Raw genomic sequence first — 19,864 nt, 5'->3', positions numbered from 1 at the left:
CAATAAGACCCCTTGAAGACGACGAGGTAGATAGGGCAGAGGTGGAAGTGCAGTAATGTATGGAGCTGACTGTCACTAATAGGTCGAAGGCTTGACCAAAAAGCTTAAGAGCGGCTGGAAGAAGCGAAGCGAATTCCGAGTGACCGCGAGTAAGCGAGTATAGTCTGGGAAACACGGATGAAAAAGTATTTACTGTATGCGGTTTTGAAGGTACAACGATTATTATAGAGATTCAGAGAAGATTCAGAGATGTTGCTGGATCTTTTTTTCGTTATAAACGGATAAAAATGTGGAAATGTCAGAGTTTCCCAATTCTGCTTCTTGAAGTAGAAAGAAATCTCTGGTATATTAAAATATGAGTATTCATGAATAAAATTGGGAGAAACGGATATGGTAAGCAGAATAATTGAAATCACAAACAAATCTGGATTACATGTACGCCCTGCAGCTCGTCTGTCCAAAGCAGCAGAGCATTGTTCCTCAAAAGTAGAGATTGTATATGAAGGCACCGTGATTAATGCAAAGAGCCTTTTAAATATTGTATCAAAGGCAATTGCCAAAGGAACAGAAGTGGAACTTCGTTGTACTGGCACGAATGAAGAAGAAGATTTGGAATATATGGCAGAAGCATTCCAGAATCTGGAATAAGGATATAGGATATGACAACAGAAAAACTGGCATTAGAAGTTGTAGAACGACTGGAAAAAGAATATCCAGATGCAGGATGTACACTGGATTATAACGAAGCATGGAAATTACTGGTCAGTGTTCGGCTGGCAGCCCAGTGTACTGATGCAAGAGTGAATGTAGTAGTAAAAGGTTTATTTGAAAAATATCCGAGTGTGGCAGCACTGGCAGATGCTGATGTGTCAGATATAGAGGCAATTGTGAAGCCATGTGGACTGGGAAAAAGTAAGGCACGAGACATCAGTGCCTGCATGAAGATGCTTCATGATAAGTATCAGGATCAGGTGCCAGATCAGTTTGATCAGTTACTGGAGCTTCCAGGGGTGGGCAGAAAAAGTGCGAATCTGATCATGGGAGATGTATTTCAGAAGCCTGCGATCGTAACGGATACGCATTGTATCAGACTGTGCAATCGTATTGGTCTGGTAGATCATATCAAAGAACCGAAGAAAGTGGAGATGGCTTTATGGAAGATCATCCCACCGGAAAAGGGCAGTGACTTCTGCCACAGACTGGTGATCCACGGCAGAGAAATCTGTACTGCAAGGACAAAGCCGTATTGTGACCGTTGCTGTCTGGCAGATATCTGTAAAAAAGAAATTTGACATTAAAGCTGCTGGTCACGGAGTGAACAGTAACTATTATTGGACTGAAAAGGAACAACAGACAGAACTTGACAATGGAACATTAACGTGTTAAAATCTGAAAAATATAGAGGGAATGAAGGCGTTTTGCATAGATTGCAAAGCGCTTTTGTTGTTTTATAGGACAGAAGGAGGAATGTTATGAGGGAAAAAGAAAAAACAGCGATTCCATGATTATTTCATGAAATCGCTGTATCGGGGAGTGCCCAGGAAAGCCACTCCTTATTTTTTATTCTTTTCTACTTCCATAAGCTTCATAGCACGAACCTTTAATGGAAGACCAAACAGTGTGATAAATCCGCTTGCATCGTTGTGGTCATACAGATCACCAGTTGTGAAAGAAGCGAGAGATTCATTGTACAGGCTGTATGGAGAAGTTGTACCTGCTTTAATAATATTACCTTTATAAAGCTTGAATTTGACTTCACCGGTTACATACCTCTGAGTACTCTTTACGAAAGCCTGAAGAGCTTCGCTCAGTGGAGTAAACCATTTTCCTTCATAAACTACCTGAGCCAGCTGGCTGCCAAGTTTTTTCTTAGTCTCCATGGTCTCACGGTCAAGGCAAAGTTCTTCCAGCTGATCATGAGCTTCCATCAGGATAGTTCCGCCTGGAGTTTCATAAACACCACGGGACTTCATACCAACAACACGGTTCTCTACGATATCTACGATACCAATACCATGTTTGCCGCCAAGAGCGTTCAGTTCACGAATAATATCAGAAACTTTCATCTCTTTGCCATTAATTGTCTTTGGAACTCCCTCTTCGAATGTCATAGTTACATATTCGCCTTCATCAGGAGCTTTTTCAGGAGTCACACCAAGAACCAGCATATGATCATAGTTTGGTGCATTGGAAGGATCTTCCAGTTCCAGACCTTCGTGGCTGATATGCCATAAGTTACGGTCACGGCTGTAGCTGTGGCTCATATCAAATGGAAGGTCAATGCCGTGTTTCTTGCAGAATTCAATCTCATCTTCACGGGACTGCATTGTCCAAACATCAGTCATTCTCCATGGAGCAATAACCTTCAGATCAGGAGCCAGTGCCTTGATAGCCAGTTCGAAACGGATCTGGTCATTACCCTTACCGGTTGCACCGTGGCAGATAGTAGTAGCCCCTTCTTTTCTGGCAATTTCCACCAGACGTTTTGCAATGACAGGTCTTGCCATGGAAGTACCAAGCAGATACTTGTGTTCATATACAGCACCAGCCTGTACACATGGAACAATGACATCATCACAGAATTCATCGGTTACATCTTCAATGTATAATTTTGCAGCTCCGGACAATTTTGCTCTTTCATCCAGACCGTCCAGTTCGTTACCCTGTCCGCAATTTACGCAGCAACAGATAACATCGTAATCAAAATTTTCTTTTAACCATGGAATCATGGCTGTGGTATCCAGACCACCAGAATAAGCCAGAATAACTTTTTCTTTCATATTATTAATCCTCCTGTTTGCAACAAACCTGTTATTGTTTGCTCAGCTAGACTTTACTATACATCATTTAAGAAGTGTTTGCAATATTAAATTTGCCAATAATACATATTTATACAGAAGAAAATAGGAACAAATGTATAAATATAAATTTATACTTGCATATTATGCAATTAGAATGTATAATTATGCAATGATAAAACAGACTTATTACAGATGTCTCTTGAAATCTGTAAAAAATCAAGGTATGATAAAGAATCAGTAACGCTGACAGAGATTCTTTGGAAGAAAAGGGAGATTTGGAAAGCAACAGATAGCAGGAAGGAAAAAATGTGATGATAAAAGCAGGTATTATAGGTGCAACCGGTTATGCGGGGGCAGAAATTGTAAGATTACTGATGGGGCATCCGGAAGTAGAGATCAAATGGCTGGGTTCCAGAAGCTACATTGATCAGAGATATGCAGATATTTATCGTAATATGTTTCAGATTGTAGAAGATATATGTAAGGATGACAATCTGGATAAGCTGGCGGAAGAGGTAGATGTGATTTTCACAGCAACACCTCAGGGTTTCTGCGCATCTGTGATCAATGAAGAGATTTTATCTAAAGTAAAAGTGATTGATTTAAGTGCAGATTTCCGTATCAAAGATGTGGCGATTTACGAAAAATGGTATGGTATTGAGCATAAGTCACCGGAATATATCAAAGAAGCAGTTTACGGACTTTGCGAAATCAACAGAGAAGATATCAAAAAAGCAAGGCTGGTAGCTAATCCTGGATGTTATACGACATGCAGCATTTTATCTCTGTATCCACTGGTAAAAGAAGGCTTGATTGATCCGTCTACCATTATCATTGATGCCAAATCCGGTACTTCAGGAGCTGGTCGTGGTGCAAAAGTAGATAACCTGTTCTGTGAAGTGAATGAGAATATGAAAGCATATGGTGTTGCAACGCACAGACATACACCGGAGATTGAAGAACAACTGGGCTATGCGGCAGGTCAGGAAATCGTACTGAACTTTACACCACATCTGGTTCCGATGAACAGAGGTATTCTGGTTACGGCTTATGCCAGCTTGAAAGAAAAAGTATCTTATGAGACAGTAAAAGCAGCCTATGATAAATATTACGAAAAAGAAAAGTTTGTACGTGTGCTGGAGAAGGATGTCTGCCCTCAGACCAAATGGGTGGAAGGCAGCAATTATGTAGATGTGAATTTTAAAATTGATGAACGTACCGGCAGAGTGATTGTCATGGGAGCACTGGACAATCTGGTAAAAGGTGCAGCAGGACAGGCAGTTCAGAATATGAATCTGGTCTTTGGACTGGATGAGAGTACGGGACTGGATCTGGTTCCAATGTTCCCGTAGGAAAGCAGAGGTAATATGACAGAAGAGATAAAGATTCGTGCAATGAAAATAGAGGATTTTGATCAGGTTCATGCCCTTTGGATGAAGATCAGCGGTTTTGGTATTCGCAGTATCGATGATTCAAGAGAAGGAGTGGAACGGTTCCTGAAGCGAAATCCAAAGTGCAGTGTAGTAGCAGAAAAGGATGGCCAGATTATAGGAAGCATTTTATGTGGACACGATGGAAGACGGGGATGTCTGTATCATGTCTGTGTACATCCGGACTATCGGAAACAGGGCATTGGAAAATCTATGGTAGTGTTTGCCATGCAGGCATTGAAGAAAGATCAGATCAACAAGGTGTGTCTGATTGCATTTACCCAGAATGATATAGGAAATGCATTCTGGAAAGAGATCGGGTGGACCAGAAGAGAAGATCTGAATTATTATGATTTTACACTGAATGAGGAAAATATCACGGCATTCAATCAGTAATTGACTGGAGATGAAAAGAAAGGAATCAGGAAAATGGAAACACTGGAAAACTGGCAGGAGAAAGCGGAGGTCTTAATAGAGGCGCTCCCATATATACAGAGATTTCGTGGAAAGATTATTGTAGTAAAATATGGCGGAAGTGCCATGGTAGATCATGAACTGAAGAAGAGCGTGATTCGTGACGTGGCATTGCTGAAGCTGGTAGGCTTCCGGCCGATTATTGTGCATGGCGGTGGAAAGGAAATCACAAAATGGGTGAACAAAGCGGGACTGGAGACAAACTTTGTCAACGGACTGCGTGTGACAGATAAAGATACCATGGAGATTGCAGAGATGGTATTGAACAAGATCAATAAGGGACTGGTATCCATGATGGAAAAGGTAGGAATCCATGCAGTAGGAATCAGCGGAAAAGACGGCACCACATTGAAAGTGGATAAGAAGCTGTCCAAAGGACAGGATATTGGATTTGTGGGCGAGATCAAGGAAGTAAATACCAGACTGCTGGAGGAACTGCTGGACAATGATCTGGTGCCGGTGATCTGTCCGATCGGATCAGATGATGAATTCCATTCTTATAATATCAATGCAGATGATGCAGCCTGTGCTATTGCATCCGCTATGGGAGCTGCCAAGCTGGCATTTCTGACCGATATTGAAGGAGTCTATGAGGATCCATTAAAGAAAGAGACGCTGATCTCCAGAATGACGGTAAGTGAGACAGAGCAGTTCCTTGCCAGCGGAAATGTAGGCGGAGGAATGCTTCCAAAGTTACAGAACTGTGTAGATGCGATTAAGGCAGGCGTCTCCAGAGTGCATATTTTGGATGGAAGAATTGAACATTGTCTGTTACTGGAATTCTTTACCGATAAAGGTATTGGTACTGCAATTATTGCAGATGATGAAGAAGAATAGGAAAAGAGGAAGAACAGATGAATACATATATGGAACAGACGGAACAGTATGTGCTGCATACCTATAATCGTTTTCCTGTAGTTCTGGAATCTGGAAATGGTGTGTATCTGAAGGATACAGATGGAAAGGAATATCTGGACTTTGCCGCAGGGATTGCAGTCTATGCCCTTGGTTATCATTATCCAGGATATGATGAGGCACTGAAAAGCCAGATTGATAAAGTCATGCATACGTCCAATCTGTATTATAATGTGCCGATGGGAGAAGCAGCAGAAAAACTGGTAAAAGCCAGTGGTATGAGCAAAGTGTTTTTTACCAACAGTGGTGCAGAGGCGATCGAAGGGGCGATTAAAGCAGCCAGAAAATATGCATGGTTAAAGGATGGACAGGCAGATCATGAGATTATTGCCATGAATCATTCTTTTCACGGACGCAGTGTGGGAGCACTTTCTGTAACAGGTAATTTTCATTATCAGGAAGCTTTTCGTCCGCTGATGGGAGGAGTAAAGTTTGCTGACTTTAATGACATTGACAGTGTGAAAGCTCAGATAACGGATAAGACCTGTGCAATTATTATGGAAACCGTACAGGGAGAAGGGGGAATTTATCCGGCCGATCCTGCATTTTTGAAGGCGGTACGCCAGATCTGTGATGAAAAAGATATTCTGCTGATTCTGGATGAAATTCAATGCGGTATGGGAAGAACCGGATCTCTGTATGCCTGGCAGCAGTATGGCGTAACACCGGATATAATGACAACGGCCAAAGCTCTTGGATGTGGTGTCCCGGTAGGTGCTTTTGTATTAAACGAAAAGACGGCAGCAGCTTCACTGGTACCTGGAGATCATGGCACAACTTATGGTGGCAATCCATTTGCCTGTGCAGCAGTATCCAAAGTATTTGATCTGTTTGAATCGGAAAAAATTGTGGATCATGTCAATGAAATTGCACCGTACTTTGAAGAAAAACTGGAAGAACTTATGAAGAAATATGACTGCATTACAGCCAGAAGAGGAAAAGGACTGATGCAGGGACTGGTAATCGGAAATGGTGTGAAGGTGGGAGATATTACAAAAGAAGCTCTGAACCATGGACTGATTGTGATATCAGCTGGCAGTGATGTACTCCGTATGGTGCCACCACTGATTATTGAAAAACAGCATATAGACGAATTTGTACAGAAACTTTCTGAGACCATTGATGTACTGACAAAATAGAATAAAAAGGTAACACATAAAAAGGTAACACATAAAAAGAACTCCTGTTGATTATACTAAAATCAAAAAGGAGTTCTTTTTATGTATGGAGTGATGATTGCACTGGCATCAGGTGCACTTATGAGTATTCAGGGAGTATTCAATACGGATGTAACAAAACAGACCAGTCTGTGGGTATCAGCAGCATTTGTACAGTTTACCGCACTTCTGGTATGCCTGGCGGCCTGGCTTCTTTATGACAGAACCAGTTTTGGGAGCCTGTGGGAGATCCAGGATAAATATGTTCTTCTGGGAGGCGCGATCGGAGCATTGATTACCGCTACTGTTATTCGCAGTATGAACGCTCTGGGACCGGCCAAAGCCGCAATGCTGATTGTCATTGCACAGCTGGCGGTGGCGTGGATGATTGAACTGCTGGGGGTCTTTGGTGTGGAAAAACAGGAATTTTCCATGCGAAAGCTTTTGGGACTTCTGATTGCCGTGGCTGGAGTTATTACATTTGAATTATAATTTTGTTACAAAAAATAAAAATACTATTGTAATTTATGGAAAAGTCCGATAGAATATCAATGATTGCATAATTCTGCAATCTTGTTCAGGGAAGCTCCGCTGTATCAGAATCAGAGGAGCATACATATGAAGAATCAGAAAAAAAAGTCAGGAATCATCAGTATTTTGCTGATACTGTCTCTTTGCTTCACTGGGTGTGATACAGTCGGAAAAGAGATTGTATGGAAGAACCGGGAGGCAGAGTCTGCTGCAGTGGATGAGCAGGTGCTGTCAGTGGAAAATATTACGGAGATGTGTACGGAAGCAGAGTCCGGTGTGGATTCCGTTTCTTTCGACAGGACAGAAGAAGTACAGACCGAACAGAGCATGGTACTCTACGCAGATATTTGTGGAGCTGTGCAGGAACCGGGAGTTTATAAGCTCGAGGAAGGTGCACGTATTTTTCAGCTGATTAAACAGGCGGGCGGGCTGCGGGAAGACGCAGATCTGACCAGTGTGAATCAGGCAGAAAAAGTGACAGATGGGATGAAGATTCGTATCTATACGAAAGAGGAAGCTGCCTCGCTGCCGCAGCAGATATGGGAAAGTACAGCTGAATCGGAGCAGACAGCCCCGGTATCGGCAAAGATTAATATCAACAGTGCAGATATTGCGCAGCTGACACAGCTGACAGGCATTGGAGAAGCCAGAGCAGCGGATATCATCGCATACCGGACGGAGCATGGAAGATTTCTGACGATTGAAGAGATTATGAATGTCAGTGGAATCAAAGAATCGACATTCCAGAAAATAAAAGATCAAATTGTAGTGGAGTGAGGAGAAGTCAGATGGCAAAAAAGGTATTAGTGGTCGATGATGAGAAGAATATTGTAAAAGGAATCCGTTTCAGCCTGGAACAGGACGGAATGGAAGTAGACTGTGCATATGACGGAGAAGAAGCATTGAATATGGTACATGCCAGAGAATATGATGTGGTGTTGCTGGATCTGATGCTTCCGAAGGTAGATGGCTTGTCTGTCTGCCAGCAGATTCGCGAGTTTTCCAATGTTCCGGTTGTGATGCTGACTGCTAAGGGAGATGACATGGATAAGATCATGGGACTGGAGTACGGAGCGGATGATTATATTACCAAACCATTCAATATTCTGGAAGTAAAGGCACGAATCAAAGCCATCATGAGAAGAACCGGAAAGGCCGCTGCAGCAGAGACGAAGAGCAAGACCATTGAGGTTGGAGATCTGATGCTGGATTGTGAAGGACGAAGAGTGAGCATTGCAGGAAAAGAGATCAACCTGACAGCGAAGGAATTTGATGTACTGGAGCTTCTGGTATTTAATCCGAATAAAGTATACAGCAGAGAGAATCTGCTGGATATCGTCTGGGGATATGAGTACCCGGGAGATGTGAGAACCGTAGATGTGCATATTCGCAGACTTCGGGAGAAGATTGAAGCCAATCCAAGCGAACCAAAATATGTACATACAAAATGGGGTGTGGGATACTATTTCCAGCACTGAGGCAAAAAGGGGCTGAGTGATCAGCCCTTTTCGATTCTACATGTTATGCCAGAATATAACGGGGGAGACGGATGAAAAAGTTACAGAAATTAATCGAACGAATCGGACTGAAGCGTTATCTGAAAAGCCTGCAGTTCCGGATTTTTATTATTCTTTGTGTGGTAGGAATCGTGCCGATTTTGCTTATGAAGATGAGTATCCTGAAAAACTATCAGGAACAGTCACTGATTCAGAGGGGAAATATGCTGCAGAATCAGTGTGAAAACTTTGCTGACCGAATTGGAGATGCTCTGCAGGGTGACAATCTCCAATTGGACGGGTATGAAACAGAGATGGAACAGCTTGCAACGTTGTATAATGGCCGTATGGTAGTTGTGGATGATGAATTCCAGGTAATAAAAGATACCTTCAATCTTGATCTTGGAAAAACACTGGTATCCAAAGAGGTAGTACTATGTTTTCAGAACGAAAGCAGCCTGACTCACGATGAAGATTATAAGTTTATTGAACTGGCGATTCCAATTCGGGAGTCGGTGAATAAGCAGGTGGTGGGAGCGTTGATCATCAGTTCCGAGACTGCCGATATTGTAGAAAACAGAGAAGAGCTTAGCAGAAAAGTATTTATGCTGCAGATGGGGCTGATCATCATCGTGTTGATTACTGCATTTTATATGTCGGGATATTTGGTTCGACCGTTTGCCAGAGTGACAAAGTCTCTGGAAAAAGTAAGCGGTGGTTTTCTGGATGGTGATCTGATGATCCTGGATTATACAGAGACCAGAGAGATGTCAGAAGCCTATAACCAGATGCTGGCAAGAATGAAGACATTAGATGATTCCAGGCAGGAATTTGTGTCGAATGTCTCTCATGAATTGAAGACCCCGATTACTTCGATGAAAGTACTGGCAGATTCTCTGCTGATGCAGGAGGATGTACCGGCGGAATTATATCGTGAATTTATGGGGGATATTGCGGAAGAGATTGAGCGGGAGAATAAGATTATCAATGATCTGCTGTCTCTGGTGAAGATGGACAAGAAGGCGTCCGATGTGAATATTCAGTCCACCAATATCAATGAGTTGATTGAACTGATCATGAAACGGCTTCGTCCGATTGCCCAGAAACGGAATATTGAACTGACCCTGGACAGTTATAAGCCAGTCATTGCAGAAGTGGATGAGACCAAGCTGACACTGGCTCTTTCCAATCTGATGGAGAATGCGGTAAAATATAATAAAGAAGGTGGCTGGGTACGAATCTCGATTAATACTGATCACAAGTATTTTTATGTGAAAGTAGAGGATAACGGAATCGGAATTCCCAAGGAAGATCAGGAACACATTTTTGAACGATTTTATCGAGTGGATAAGTCACACTCCAGAGAAATCGGAGGCACCGGGCTGGGTCTTGCTATTGCCAGAAGTGGTATTCTGATGCATCATGGCATTATTAAAGTATACAGTGAAGAAGGGGAAGGAACCACCTTTACGGTACGCGTACCGTTAACTTATTCGGAGTAGGCAGGAAAGAGAATATGAAGAAAACGACATTATGGATTGCAGTAGCAGTGTTGATTTTGCTGACAGGATGTGGACAGAAAAAGGCAGATACATCCGGATATCAGGTATTTTATGTGAATGAGGAAGGAAATACACTGATTTCTGCAGACTATCCGTTAAAAGGGGAGGACACACTGGACTGCATTCAGGAGATGTGGAAAAAGATGAAAGAGAGTGTGGCTGGAAGTGGTCAGAACAGTCTGGTACCGGAAGGGCTGGACATTCAGGCACTGGATCTGACCGGCGGCCAGCTGACGATCACGTTTGACAGTGAGTATAACAAGATGAATAAGGTGCAGGAGGTATTGCTGAGGGCAGGCCTAGTAGAAGGAGTTACTCAGTTTGCGGATGTGAAGACTGTGGTATTCCATGTGGGAGAAGATGTGCTGAGAGACCATAACGGGGAACCGATAGGAGCAATGACACGCAGCAACTTTATCAACAATCCGGTTGGCATCAATTCTTACCAGTATGCTTCACTGGTTCTGTATTTTTCCAGTCTTTCAGGAGACAAGATTGTGAAAGAAATGAGGAATGTACACTATTCTACGAATACGACTTTGGAAAAAGTTATTCTGGAACAGCTGGCAGCAGGACCGATGAACAGCAAGCTTAGTGGTGTCCTTTCAGAGGAGGTGCGGGTTCTGGATGTAAAAGTCAGTGAGAAGACCTGTACACTGAATCTGAATCAGGCATTTCTGGATACAGTGGCTGGAACAACAACACCAGAAGTAGTGATTTATGCCATGGTAGACAGTCTGTGCGATAACCTTGGAGTAGATAAAGTGCAGTTCCAGGTAGAAGGATCGTCAGATGTTGTCTACGGAGACAGCCTGAGTCTGGCCGGACCATTTCATCGAAACAGTGATATCATAGAGATTCAGGAGATACAGGAACAGGTGACTGAGGCGGCAGAAAGTGAAAGTCAGGAGCTGGGAGAGCCACAGATCGGTTTGTAACAGCCAAAAGAAAGGGTGTATTTTGAAAAAACGCAAATTGTGTGTGCTCTGTCTTCCGATTTTGCTGTGGTTTCTAGTGACTGCTATCTGGGAGCAGCGAGAGCCCGAAAGGGCTCCCTGGCCATGGCAGGAGGGAACACGGCTGGAAGTGACAGGCACAGTAGATCAGATACATACCAAAGAGAAAAATCAGACAATTATTCTAAAAAACATTTCTATTTCTACAAATGATGTGAGTGATACAGATGAGGATCATTTCACAAATTCAATGTCAGCGAATTCAGCTGATACAATATCCGAAATAAAAATACAGATGCAGCATCAGGAAACGGTGCAGATCGGGAATCGGATTTGTGTGTCTGGCTATTGCCAGTATTTTACAGGGGCGCAAAATGAAGGAGAATTTGATGCAGAACAGTATTATACTCTGCAAAAGATCTCGTTTTGTCTCAAAAAAGGTATCATCTTAAAAAATAATGGAACTGTGGACATTATAAAAGAAACCTGTCGCATGCTAAGAGAACATGCCAAAATGGTTCTGGAGAAACTGATGGAAAAAGAAGAAGCGGGGGTCATGGAAGCAGTGCTGCTGGGAGAAAAAAGCAATCTGGACCCGGAAATACGCAGTTTATATCAGAAGAATGGTATCATTCATGTGCTGGCGATTTCAGGGTTACATATTTCCATGATTGGTATGTCTTTGTTTCATTTCCTGAGAAAAAGAAGATTGGGTTTTGGAAGTGCAGCTTTCATTTCAGGTATTCTGATCTGGTTTTACGGGATGCTGACCGGATTCCCGGTATCAGCAATCAGAGCTGTGATGATGTTTTTCCTGTTTCTTGGAGCTCAGGTACTGGGAAGAACCTATGATATTCCAATAGCCATGACGGTATCTGGAGTGAGCATGTTGTTTTTTCAGCCAGAGCTGTTAACACAGAGTGGATTCCTGTTATCTTACAGTGCAGTGGCAGGGGTGGCTGCGGCGAGTGCACTGCCGGAAACACGTCCGTCTTTGGAAGCACTGAAAGTCAGTGTAGTCTCCTGGTTGATGACAGCACCGATTGTGGCCTGGTTTTATTATCAGCTTCCCATCTATGGAATTTTACTGAACCTTCTGGTGATTCCATCCATGTCTGTCATTGTATTGATGGGAATATTGGGATTATTGACAGGAATCTTCAGCGCCGCAGCGGGAACCTTTCTGCTGGCACCGGTACATTATCTTTTGCAAATTACATTTGCGTTGTGCAGACAATGCGGCAGAATCCCCGGGGCACAGTGGGTAACCGGTCATCCTGCGCTCTGGAAGATTGGCATTTATTATCTGATTCTCGTACTGTTGTTCGAATTTTTGATAAAAATCGAAAAAATAGATTTGATAAAGACTGCATTTGGAATTATACTAGGAGTAGGTATTTTAGGTTACCGGGGATCATGGGACTGGACGATGACGTTTCTGAATGTGGGGCAGGGAGATGGAATCTGCATTCAGACAGAAAAAGGTAATATCTGGATGATGGATGGAGGAAGCAGTACCAGAGATCGTCTGGCACAGTATTGTCTGGAGCCATATCTGAAGTATCAGGGAGTCAGGCAGGTGGAATGCTGGATGATATCTCATTTTGATCAGGACCATATCAGTGGACTGATGGAGATCCTGGAAAACTATGAGCGGGGACCTGCTGGTAAAAATGTAAATGGCATCACAGTCAAGCAGATTCTGATACCAGATCTTACGCTGGAGGATGAAAAAGAGAAAAGACATATGCTGGAACTGGCTGCGCATTGCCAGATACCAGTATATCAGTGTGCAAAAGGAACAGAGCTGGAGCAGGATGGAATGTACATTCGGGTATTAAATCCTGTTGTACAGAAGCATTATGAAAGTCCGAATGCAGGATCCATGACTCTTTTGGTTTCTTTCCAGGATTTTTCAGCACTGCTGACTGGAGATCTGGAAGGAAGCGGAGAACAGCAGGTTGCAGAGGCACTGGAAGAAAACGTGGATGTACTGAAGGTGGCACACCACGGATCCAGAAACAGCAGCAGTGAGGATTTTTTAGAAAAAGCAGGAGGAGCCAGTGCTGTGATATCCTGCGGAGCGGGAAATTCCTATGGACATCCGCATTCGGAGCTCCTGGACAGATTAAAGAGAGCAGGATATAAGATCCTGCGGACAGACCAGGATGGGATGATTCGTTTTAAAGTAAAAAAGTAATGACAGATAGTCAGGAGAAAGGCAGGGAGCAGGATGGAAGCTGACAGAACTGCATTAACGGAAACGATTCGGGAAAAGGCAGAAGCAAGAGAGAAGGATCTGCTCAGCCCTTATGCAGCTTTAAGTGTGGAATCAAGAGGCAGAGACCTTAAGGAAGAACCTTGTGATATCAGGACAGCATATCAGAGAGACCGGGATCGGATATTGCACTGCAAGGCTTTTCGTCGGCTGAAGCATAAGACACAGGTATTTCTGTGTCCACAGGGAGACCATTACCGGGATCGGCTGACTCATACCCTGGAGGTTTCACAGATTGCCAGAACCATCAGCTGTGCGTTGTCATTGAATGAGAATCTGACGGAAGCAATCGCCCTGGGACATGATCTGGGGCATACACCATTTGGTCATTCTGGAGAACATGTATTGAATCGACTATGTCCGGATGGATTCATTCATTGTGAGCAGAGCGTCCGTGTGGTGGAAGTCCTGGAAAAAAAAGGACAGGGACTGAATCTTACCTGGGAGGTGCGGGATGGCATACGGAACCACCGCACCAGTGGGCATCCGGCTACGCTGGAGGGCAGATGTGTCCAGCTGGCAGATAAGATCGCCTATATCAATCATGATATTGATGATGCGGAGCGTGCCGGTATTTTAAAAGAATCTGATATTCCGACACCTTATCGAAGAATTCTTGGGAGTACCACAAAGGAACGGTTGAATACTATGATTCATGATATTGTGGAAAACAGTCAGGGAAAGCCGGAGATATTACCTACGGCAGATATTGAATGGGCAATGCAGAACCTGCGGGCCTTTATGTTTCGTAACGTCTATACCGGAAGTGTGGCAAAGGCGGAAGAAGGAAAAGCGGAACATATGATACGCGCATTGTATGAGTATTATACAGAGCATCTGGAAAGCCTGCCAGAGGAATATCTGGTTATGATTTATCACCGGGGGGAAGGCGTAGAACGGGTAGTATGCGATTATATTTCCGGTATGACAGATCAATATGCCATGGCAAAATATACAGAACTATTTATACCGAAACTATGGCAGTTTTAAGATTACTTATGTTCCGCGAAGCGTGTTGCTGTGAGCAAAGTGAACGGGAACGTTTTAAGGAGTGTTTATGTTTTATTCAGAAAATCTGATCGAAGAAGTCAGGATGAAAAATGATATTGTGGATGTGATTTCCAGTTATGTTAAACTACAGAAAAAGGGAAGTTCATATTTTGGACTCTGCCCGTTTCATAATGAAAAATCACCTTCCTTTTCAGTTTCACCGTCCAAGCAGATGTATTATTGTTTCGGATGCGGAGCAGGAGGAAATGTGCTGACCTTTATTATGGAATATGAGAATTATTCCTTTCCGGAAGCATTGAAGTATCTGGCAGACCGGGTTGGTGTAGAACTTCCACAGCAGGAGATGAACGAAGAGATGAAGAGGCAGCAGGATCTGAGAAGCAGGATCCTGGAGCTCAATAAAATGGCTGCAAAGTATTATTATTATCAGCTGAGAACAGAGAATGGCGCCCATGCCATGGAATACCTGAAGGGCAGAAAACTAAGTGATGAGACCATTCACAAGTTTGGACTTGGTTATTCCAATAAGTATGGAAATGACCTTTACAAATATCTGAAGAGTAAGGGAATCAGCGATGAATTGCTGGCGCAGTCGGGACTGATGAATGTGGATGAAAAAAGGGGAATGTATGATAAGTTCTGGAATCGTGTGATATTCCCGATTATGGATGTTAATGGAAGAGTGATTGGATTTGGCGGCCGTGTGATGGGAGATGGAAAGCCGAAGTACCTGAATTCACCGGAGACAAGGGTATTCGATAAGAGCCGGAATCTGTATGGACTGCATATCGCCCGGACATCCAGAAAAAAGTATATGCTGGTATGTGAAGGCTATATGGATGTGATTTCCATGCATCAGGCCGGATTTACCAATGCAGTAGCTTCGCTGGGAACGGCGCTGACTTCCCAGCATGCCAGTCTGCTGAAGCGGTATACGGATGAAGTAATACTGACCTATGACAGTGATGAGGCAGGAGTCAAAGCAGCTCTGCGTGCGATTCCGCTGTTAAAAGAAGCAGGGGTAGCAACCAGGGTACTGTCTATGCTGCCATATAAGGATCCAGATGAATTTATTAAAGCACTGGGAGCCGAAGAGTTTCAGAAGCGGATTGACCAGGCTCAGAACAGTTTTTTATTCGAAATTGATGTATTACAGAGAAATTATGATATGCAGGATCCTCAGAGTAAAACAGCCTTTTACGAAGAAACCGCAAAAAAATTGATGACCTTTGATCAGGAGCTGGAACGGGAGAATTATATTGAGGCAGTAGCATCCAGATATGGTGTGGGATTTGACGCTTTACGTAAGCTGGTGAATCGAATGGCTATGAAGAATGTATCGATTCCGAAGACTACGGTGAAGATCAAAAGCGCCAGACCAGAGAAGGATGAAGGCGTGGTAAAGTCCCAGAAACTGATGCTGACCTGGCTGATTGAGTACCCATCTCTGTATCTTTTGGTCAGACAATATCTCAAAAAAGAAGATTTTTCCACAGAACTCTATGAAACTGTGGCAGGTCTTTTGTTTGAACAGTATGAATCCGGAGAGCGTAATCCGGCAAAGATTATCAATCATTTTACAGAACCGGAGGAGCAGAGAGAAGCGGCATCCCTGTTTAATACGACCATTCAGGTGGAGACAAATGCAGACAGGGAGAAGGCATTTAAAGAGACACTGGGCAAGATTCTGACATACAGTCTGGAGCAGCGCACAGCGAATCTGGATCCGACTGATATGAAAGGACTTCAGCAGATTATTGCTGACCGGAAAAAACTGACACAGATACAGAAAATAAGAGTGGATTTTGGGGAACAGTAATTCCACGGAAGATGGAGAAACTATGCAGTTATCAAAAAGATTAGAAGCAGTGGTGAGGCTGGCCGGAACCTGCCAGTGTATTGCAGACATCGGAACCGATCACGGATATATTCCAATCTATATGGTGGAGCAGCATCTGGCGGAAAGAGCGATTGCCATGGACGTAAATAAAGGACCACTGGAGCGGGCACAAAAGAATATCCAGGCCTATAGGATGGAAGATAAGATTGTAACCAGACTGTCGGATGGAGCGGCAGCACTAAAGAGTGGCGAGGCAGATGGCGTGATCATTGCCGGAATGGGAGGTCTCCTGACCATACGTATTCTGGAGGCAGGCGAAAAAAATCTGAAAACAGTGCAGACGCTGGTACTTCAGCCTCAATCGGAACTGGAGCAGGTAAGAAAGTTCCTGGCAGGACATGGTTATCGGATCACGGCAGAGAATATGGTACTGGATGAAGGAAAGTATTATCCGATGATGCGGGTGGAACATGGAACACAGGAGAACTGGGAAGAACAGGAATATGCATTTGGAAAATATCTGATTGCAGCAAGGAATCCTGTATTACTGGAGTTCCTGAAGAAAGAGGAAAAGCTTTGCGGGGAAATCCTGAGTTCTCTGGAAGGGAAAAGTGGAGAACATATTGAAAGAAGACGGGCGGAAGTACAGGAAAAGAAAGAGAAAATCCGTCTGGCAAAGGAGCAGATGAGATGACCATGAAAGAACTGACACAGAAACTGGAAGAACGGTATCCACTGGAAAAAGCAGAAAGCTGGGATAACAGTGGATTGCAGGTGGGACGGAAAAATAAAGCAGTACGAAAAGTATTTCTGGCACTGGATGCGACAGATGCAGTAATAAAAGAAGCAGCAGAATGGAAGGCTGATATGCTGCTGACGCATCATCCACTGACATTGGATGGAATCCGTCAGGTACAGGCAGAATCTTTGACCGGACATAAAATTTTTACATTGATTCGAAACGATATCTGTCACTATGCCATGCATACCAATTATGATGTGGTGGAAATGGGAGAAGCAGCAGGTGAGATGATGAAACTTCAGCATCCGGAAATATTGGAGATAACAGGAATAAATGAAAAAAATGGTATGCCGGAGGGAATCGGCCGGGTGGGAGCTCTGGTACGTCCGGTGACTGTGGAAGAGTGCGCGCAGATTGTGAAACGTATTTTTGGGCTGGATACGGTAAAAATATTTGGTGATATGGATCAGGTGATCGAACGGGTGGCGATCTGCCCTGGATCCGGAAAAAGTATGATTGGAACTGCCATCAGAAAGAAGGCGCAGGTGATGATCACCGGCGATATCGGACATCATGATGGAATTGATGCGGTGGATCGGGGGATCGCTGTGATTGATGCAGGACACTATGGACTGGAGCATATCTTCATCAGCCGCATGGAACAGTACCTGAAATCGCAGTTTCCAAATCTGGAGATAAAAAAGACAGAGTGTGGCAATCCATTTCAAGTGATGTAGAACTGAAAAAAGGAGAGACTTAAGATGCAGGAAAAAATGTTACAGGTAAAAATTGACGGAAAAGAAAAGACATACCGGGAAGGTACCCGCTATCTGGATGCTGCACAGGAGTTTCAGAAATATGCAGACAGCAGAATTGTGCTGGCATCGGTAAATGGCAGATTAAAAGAGCTTACTAAGAAAATGAAAGATGGGGAAGAGATTTGTCTGCTGACGTTGAAAGATAAAAATGGATTTATGACCTATCGTAGAAGCATGATTTTACTGATGCTGAAAGCTGTTTATACGGTAGGAGGGTTTGAACTGGTGGATCGTGTGGGCGTTCATTATTCCGTAGGAAGTGGATTCTATGTGACCATTTCCGGCGAGAAAAAAACAGAACTCACATTTTTGAAACAGGTGGAGCAGACGATGCGGGAGATGGTGGAAAAGAAGCTGCCGATTACCAAGACATCCATTTCCACAGATGAAGCCATAGAGCTGTTTCGCAGACTTGGCATGGAAGATAAGGAAAAACTGTTCCATTACCGGATTGCCTCTAAGGTGAATATTTACGATCTGGCAGGATTTAAGGATTACTTTTATGGCTATATGGTACCGGATACCAGTTATCTGGATCAGTTTACTCTGATACCTTTTGATGAAGGATTCGTGCTTCAGATGCCAAAGAGATCAGAACCGGATAAAGTGCCGGAGTTTCGGGCGGATGCCAAGCTGTTCCAGGTACAGAAAGAATCTCTGAAATGGGGAGAGATGATGAAGATTCGTACGGTAGGAGACCTAAATGAACGGATTGTGTCAGAAAGTGTGCATGACCTGATGCTGGTACAGGAAGCTCTGCAGGAGAAGAAGATCAGCGAAATTGCTTCGATGATCACAGCGCAGCCGGAAAAGAAGCTGATTATGATTGCAGGCCCTTCTTCCTCGGGAAAGACTACATTTTCCCACCGGCTATCCACACAGCTGGCAGCGAATGGCATGAAACCGCACCCGATTCCGATGGATAATTATTTTGTGGAACGGGAAGATACACCGAGAGATGAAGATGGAAATCCAGATTATGAATGTCTGGAAGCAATTGATATCGATTTGTTTAACCGGAATATGACGGATCTGCTCGCCGGAAAGGCAGTGGATATGCCGATATTTAACTTTAAGACCGGAAAAAAAGAATATAAAGGTAATGTTCTTCAACTGGGACCGGATGATGTACTGGTAATAGAAGGGATCCATGGATTGGATGACAGGCTGTCTCATTCACTTCCGAAGGAAAGTAAATTTAAGATCTATATCAGTGCGCTGACCCAGTTAAACATCGATGAACATAACCGGATTCCGACTACAGATGGCAGGCTGCTGCGAAGAATCGTCAGGGATGCAAGAACAAGAGGAACGCTGGCCAGGGATACGATAGCTATGTGGCCGTCTGTCAGAAGAGGAGAAGAAGCGCATATTTTCCCATATCAGGAAGAAGCAGATGTAATGTTTAACTCCGCCCTGATCTATGAACTGGCTGTCCTGAAAGTGTATGCGCAGCCACTTTTGCTGGGGATCAGGAGAGAAGAACCGGAATATCAGGAAGCAAAGCGACTTCTGAAGTTTCTGGATTATTTTGTGAGCATTCCGAGTGAGAATATCCCGTTAAATTCACTTTTAAGAGAATTTGTGGGCGGAAGCTGTTATCAGGTATAGCGTTTCATCAAATATTATTTGACAAAAATGCGAGGATCAGTTATAGTATCATCTTGTGAGTAAGGTAAATGATCGCGGCTGGCAGGCCGAAAGGTGCCAGACGAGGAAAGTCCGGGCTTCACAGGGCAGGATGCCGGATAACGTCCGGTGGAGGCGACTCCAAGGATAGTGCAACAGAAATGTACCGCCTCTTTTGAGGTAAGGGTGGAAGGGCAGTGTAAGAGACTACCGCCTGGCTGGTA

At 43.7% G+C, this 19,864-nt stretch carries 18 protein-coding genes; 17 read left to right on the top strand and 1 reads right to left on the bottom strand.

Annotated features, from left to right (window positions below):
- Positions 1-390 precede the first annotated feature (390 nt).
- Together OCV47_RS11090 and OCV47_RS11085 are read left to right on the top strand one after the other, a co-directional pair.
- Positions 391-648: an HPr family phosphocarrier protein gene (locus OCV47_RS11090; RefSeq protein ID WP_256300958.1), complete on the top strand. Its 258-nt coding sequence runs from the start codon at positions 391-393 to the stop codon at positions 646-648.
- 11 nt (positions 649-659) lie between these two features.
- Positions 660-1,292, top strand: coding sequence for an endonuclease III domain-containing protein (locus tag OCV47_RS11085; protein ID WP_262655127.1), 633 nt, complete (start codon positions 660-662; stop codon positions 1,290-1,292).
- 261 nt (positions 1,293-1,553) lie between these two features.
- Here the strand turns inward: OCV47_RS11085 and OCV47_RS11080 are convergent, their stop codons facing one another.
- Positions 1,554-2,780 (bottom strand): argininosuccinate synthase, encoded by a 1,227-nt coding sequence (locus OCV47_RS11080; protein ID WP_262655126.1) that lies wholly within the window; start codon positions 2,778-2,780, stop codon positions 1,554-1,556.
- 332 nt (positions 2,781-3,112) lie between these two features.
- Here OCV47_RS11080 and argC point away from each other — a divergent pair, with 332 nt between their 5' ends.
- The 15 genes from argC to OCV47_RS11005 all read left to right on the top strand — a co-directional run bounded on the left by argC (position 3,113) and on the right by OCV47_RS11005 (position 19,622).
- Positions 3,113-4,153: an N-acetyl-gamma-glutamyl-phosphate reductase gene (argC, locus tag OCV47_RS11075; RefSeq protein ID WP_262655133.1), complete on the top strand. Its 1,041-nt coding sequence runs from the start codon at positions 3,113-3,115 to the stop codon at positions 4,151-4,153.
- A gap of 15 nt (positions 4,154-4,168) precedes the next feature.
- On the top strand, positions 4,169-4,627 hold the full coding sequence (locus OCV47_RS11070) for a GNAT family N-acetyltransferase (RefSeq protein WP_256300966.1): 459 nt from the start codon (positions 4,169-4,171) through the stop codon (positions 4,625-4,627).
- Positions 4,628-4,660: 33 nt separating this feature from the next.
- Positions 4,661-5,542 carry an acetylglutamate kinase gene (gene argB / locus OCV47_RS11065; protein WP_256300968.1) on the top strand — a complete coding sequence of 294 codons (882 nt, stop codon included), beginning with the start codon at positions 4,661-4,663 and terminating at the stop codon, positions 5,540-5,542.
- Positions 5,543-5,559: 17 nt separating this feature from the next.
- Positions 5,560-6,759 carry an aspartate aminotransferase family protein gene (locus tag OCV47_RS11060; RefSeq protein ID WP_262655125.1) on the top strand — a complete coding sequence of 400 codons (1,200 nt, stop codon included), beginning with the start codon at positions 5,560-5,562 and terminating at the stop codon, positions 6,757-6,759.
- Between the two features lie 81 nt (positions 6,760-6,840).
- Entirely contained in the window at positions 6,841-7,269 is a 429-nt protein-coding gene (locus OCV47_RS11055; RefSeq protein WP_262655124.1) for a DMT family transporter, read from the top strand.
- A 126-nt stretch (positions 7,270-7,395) separates the two neighbouring features.
- Complete coding sequence (locus OCV47_RS11050; protein WP_117449640.1) at positions 7,396-8,085, top strand: helix-hairpin-helix domain-containing protein; 690 nt, start codon at positions 7,396-7,398, stop codon at positions 8,083-8,085.
- 11 nt (positions 8,086-8,096) lie between these two features.
- Positions 8,097-8,786 (top strand): response regulator transcription factor, encoded by a 690-nt coding sequence (locus OCV47_RS11045; RefSeq protein WP_256300787.1) that lies wholly within the window; start codon positions 8,097-8,099, stop codon positions 8,784-8,786.
- A gap of 71 nt (positions 8,787-8,857) precedes the next feature.
- Positions 8,858-10,306, top strand: a complete 1,449-nt coding sequence (locus tag OCV47_RS11040) for a sensor histidine kinase (RefSeq protein ID WP_262655123.1) — start codon at positions 8,858-8,860, stop codon at positions 10,304-10,306.
- Positions 10,307-10,320: 14 nt separating this feature from the next.
- Positions 10,321-11,304 (top strand): GerMN domain-containing protein, encoded by a 984-nt coding sequence (locus tag OCV47_RS11035; protein ID WP_262655122.1) that lies wholly within the window; start codon positions 10,321-10,323, stop codon positions 11,302-11,304.
- Positions 11,264-13,522 (top strand): DNA internalization-related competence protein ComEC/Rec2, encoded by a 2,259-nt coding sequence (locus OCV47_RS11030; protein WP_317244328.1) that lies wholly within the window; start codon positions 11,264-11,266, stop codon positions 13,520-13,522. Before OCV47_RS11035 ends, OCV47_RS11030 begins: the two co-directional genes overlap by 41 nt.
- Before the next feature lie 33 nt (positions 13,523-13,555).
- Positions 13,556-14,590, top strand: a complete 1,035-nt coding sequence (locus OCV47_RS11025) for a deoxyguanosinetriphosphate triphosphohydrolase (protein ID WP_262655121.1) — start codon at positions 13,556-13,558, stop codon at positions 14,588-14,590.
- Positions 14,591-14,657: 67 nt separating this feature from the next.
- A complete protein-coding gene (dnaG, locus tag OCV47_RS11020; RefSeq protein ID WP_262655120.1) occupies positions 14,658-16,430 on the top strand; it encodes a DNA primase in 1,773 nt (590 codons plus the stop codon).
- A 22-nt stretch (positions 16,431-16,452) separates the two neighbouring features.
- Positions 16,453-17,145 (top strand): tRNA (adenine(22)-N(1))-methyltransferase, encoded by a 693-nt coding sequence (locus OCV47_RS11015; protein ID WP_262655119.1) that lies wholly within the window; start codon positions 16,453-16,455, stop codon positions 17,143-17,145.
- Positions 17,142-17,930: a Nif3-like dinuclear metal center hexameric protein gene (locus tag OCV47_RS11010; protein ID WP_117449646.1), complete on the top strand. Its 789-nt coding sequence runs from the start codon at positions 17,142-17,144 to the stop codon at positions 17,928-17,930. The genes OCV47_RS11015 and OCV47_RS11010 overlap by 4 nt, the downstream gene beginning before the upstream one ends.
- Before the next feature lie 24 nt (positions 17,931-17,954).
- Entirely contained in the window at positions 17,955-19,622 is a 1,668-nt protein-coding gene (locus tag OCV47_RS11005) for a nucleoside kinase (RefSeq protein WP_256300801.1), read from the top strand.
- The last annotated feature ends 242 nt before the right edge of the window (positions 19,623-19,864 follow it).

The sequence above is a fragment of the Muricoprocola aceti genome (assembly GCF_025567005.1).
GTDB lineage: Bacteria > Bacillota > Clostridia > Lachnospirales > Lachnospiraceae > Marvinbryantia > Marvinbryantia aceti.
This window is presented reverse-complemented; position numbering and strand designations above follow the sequence as displayed.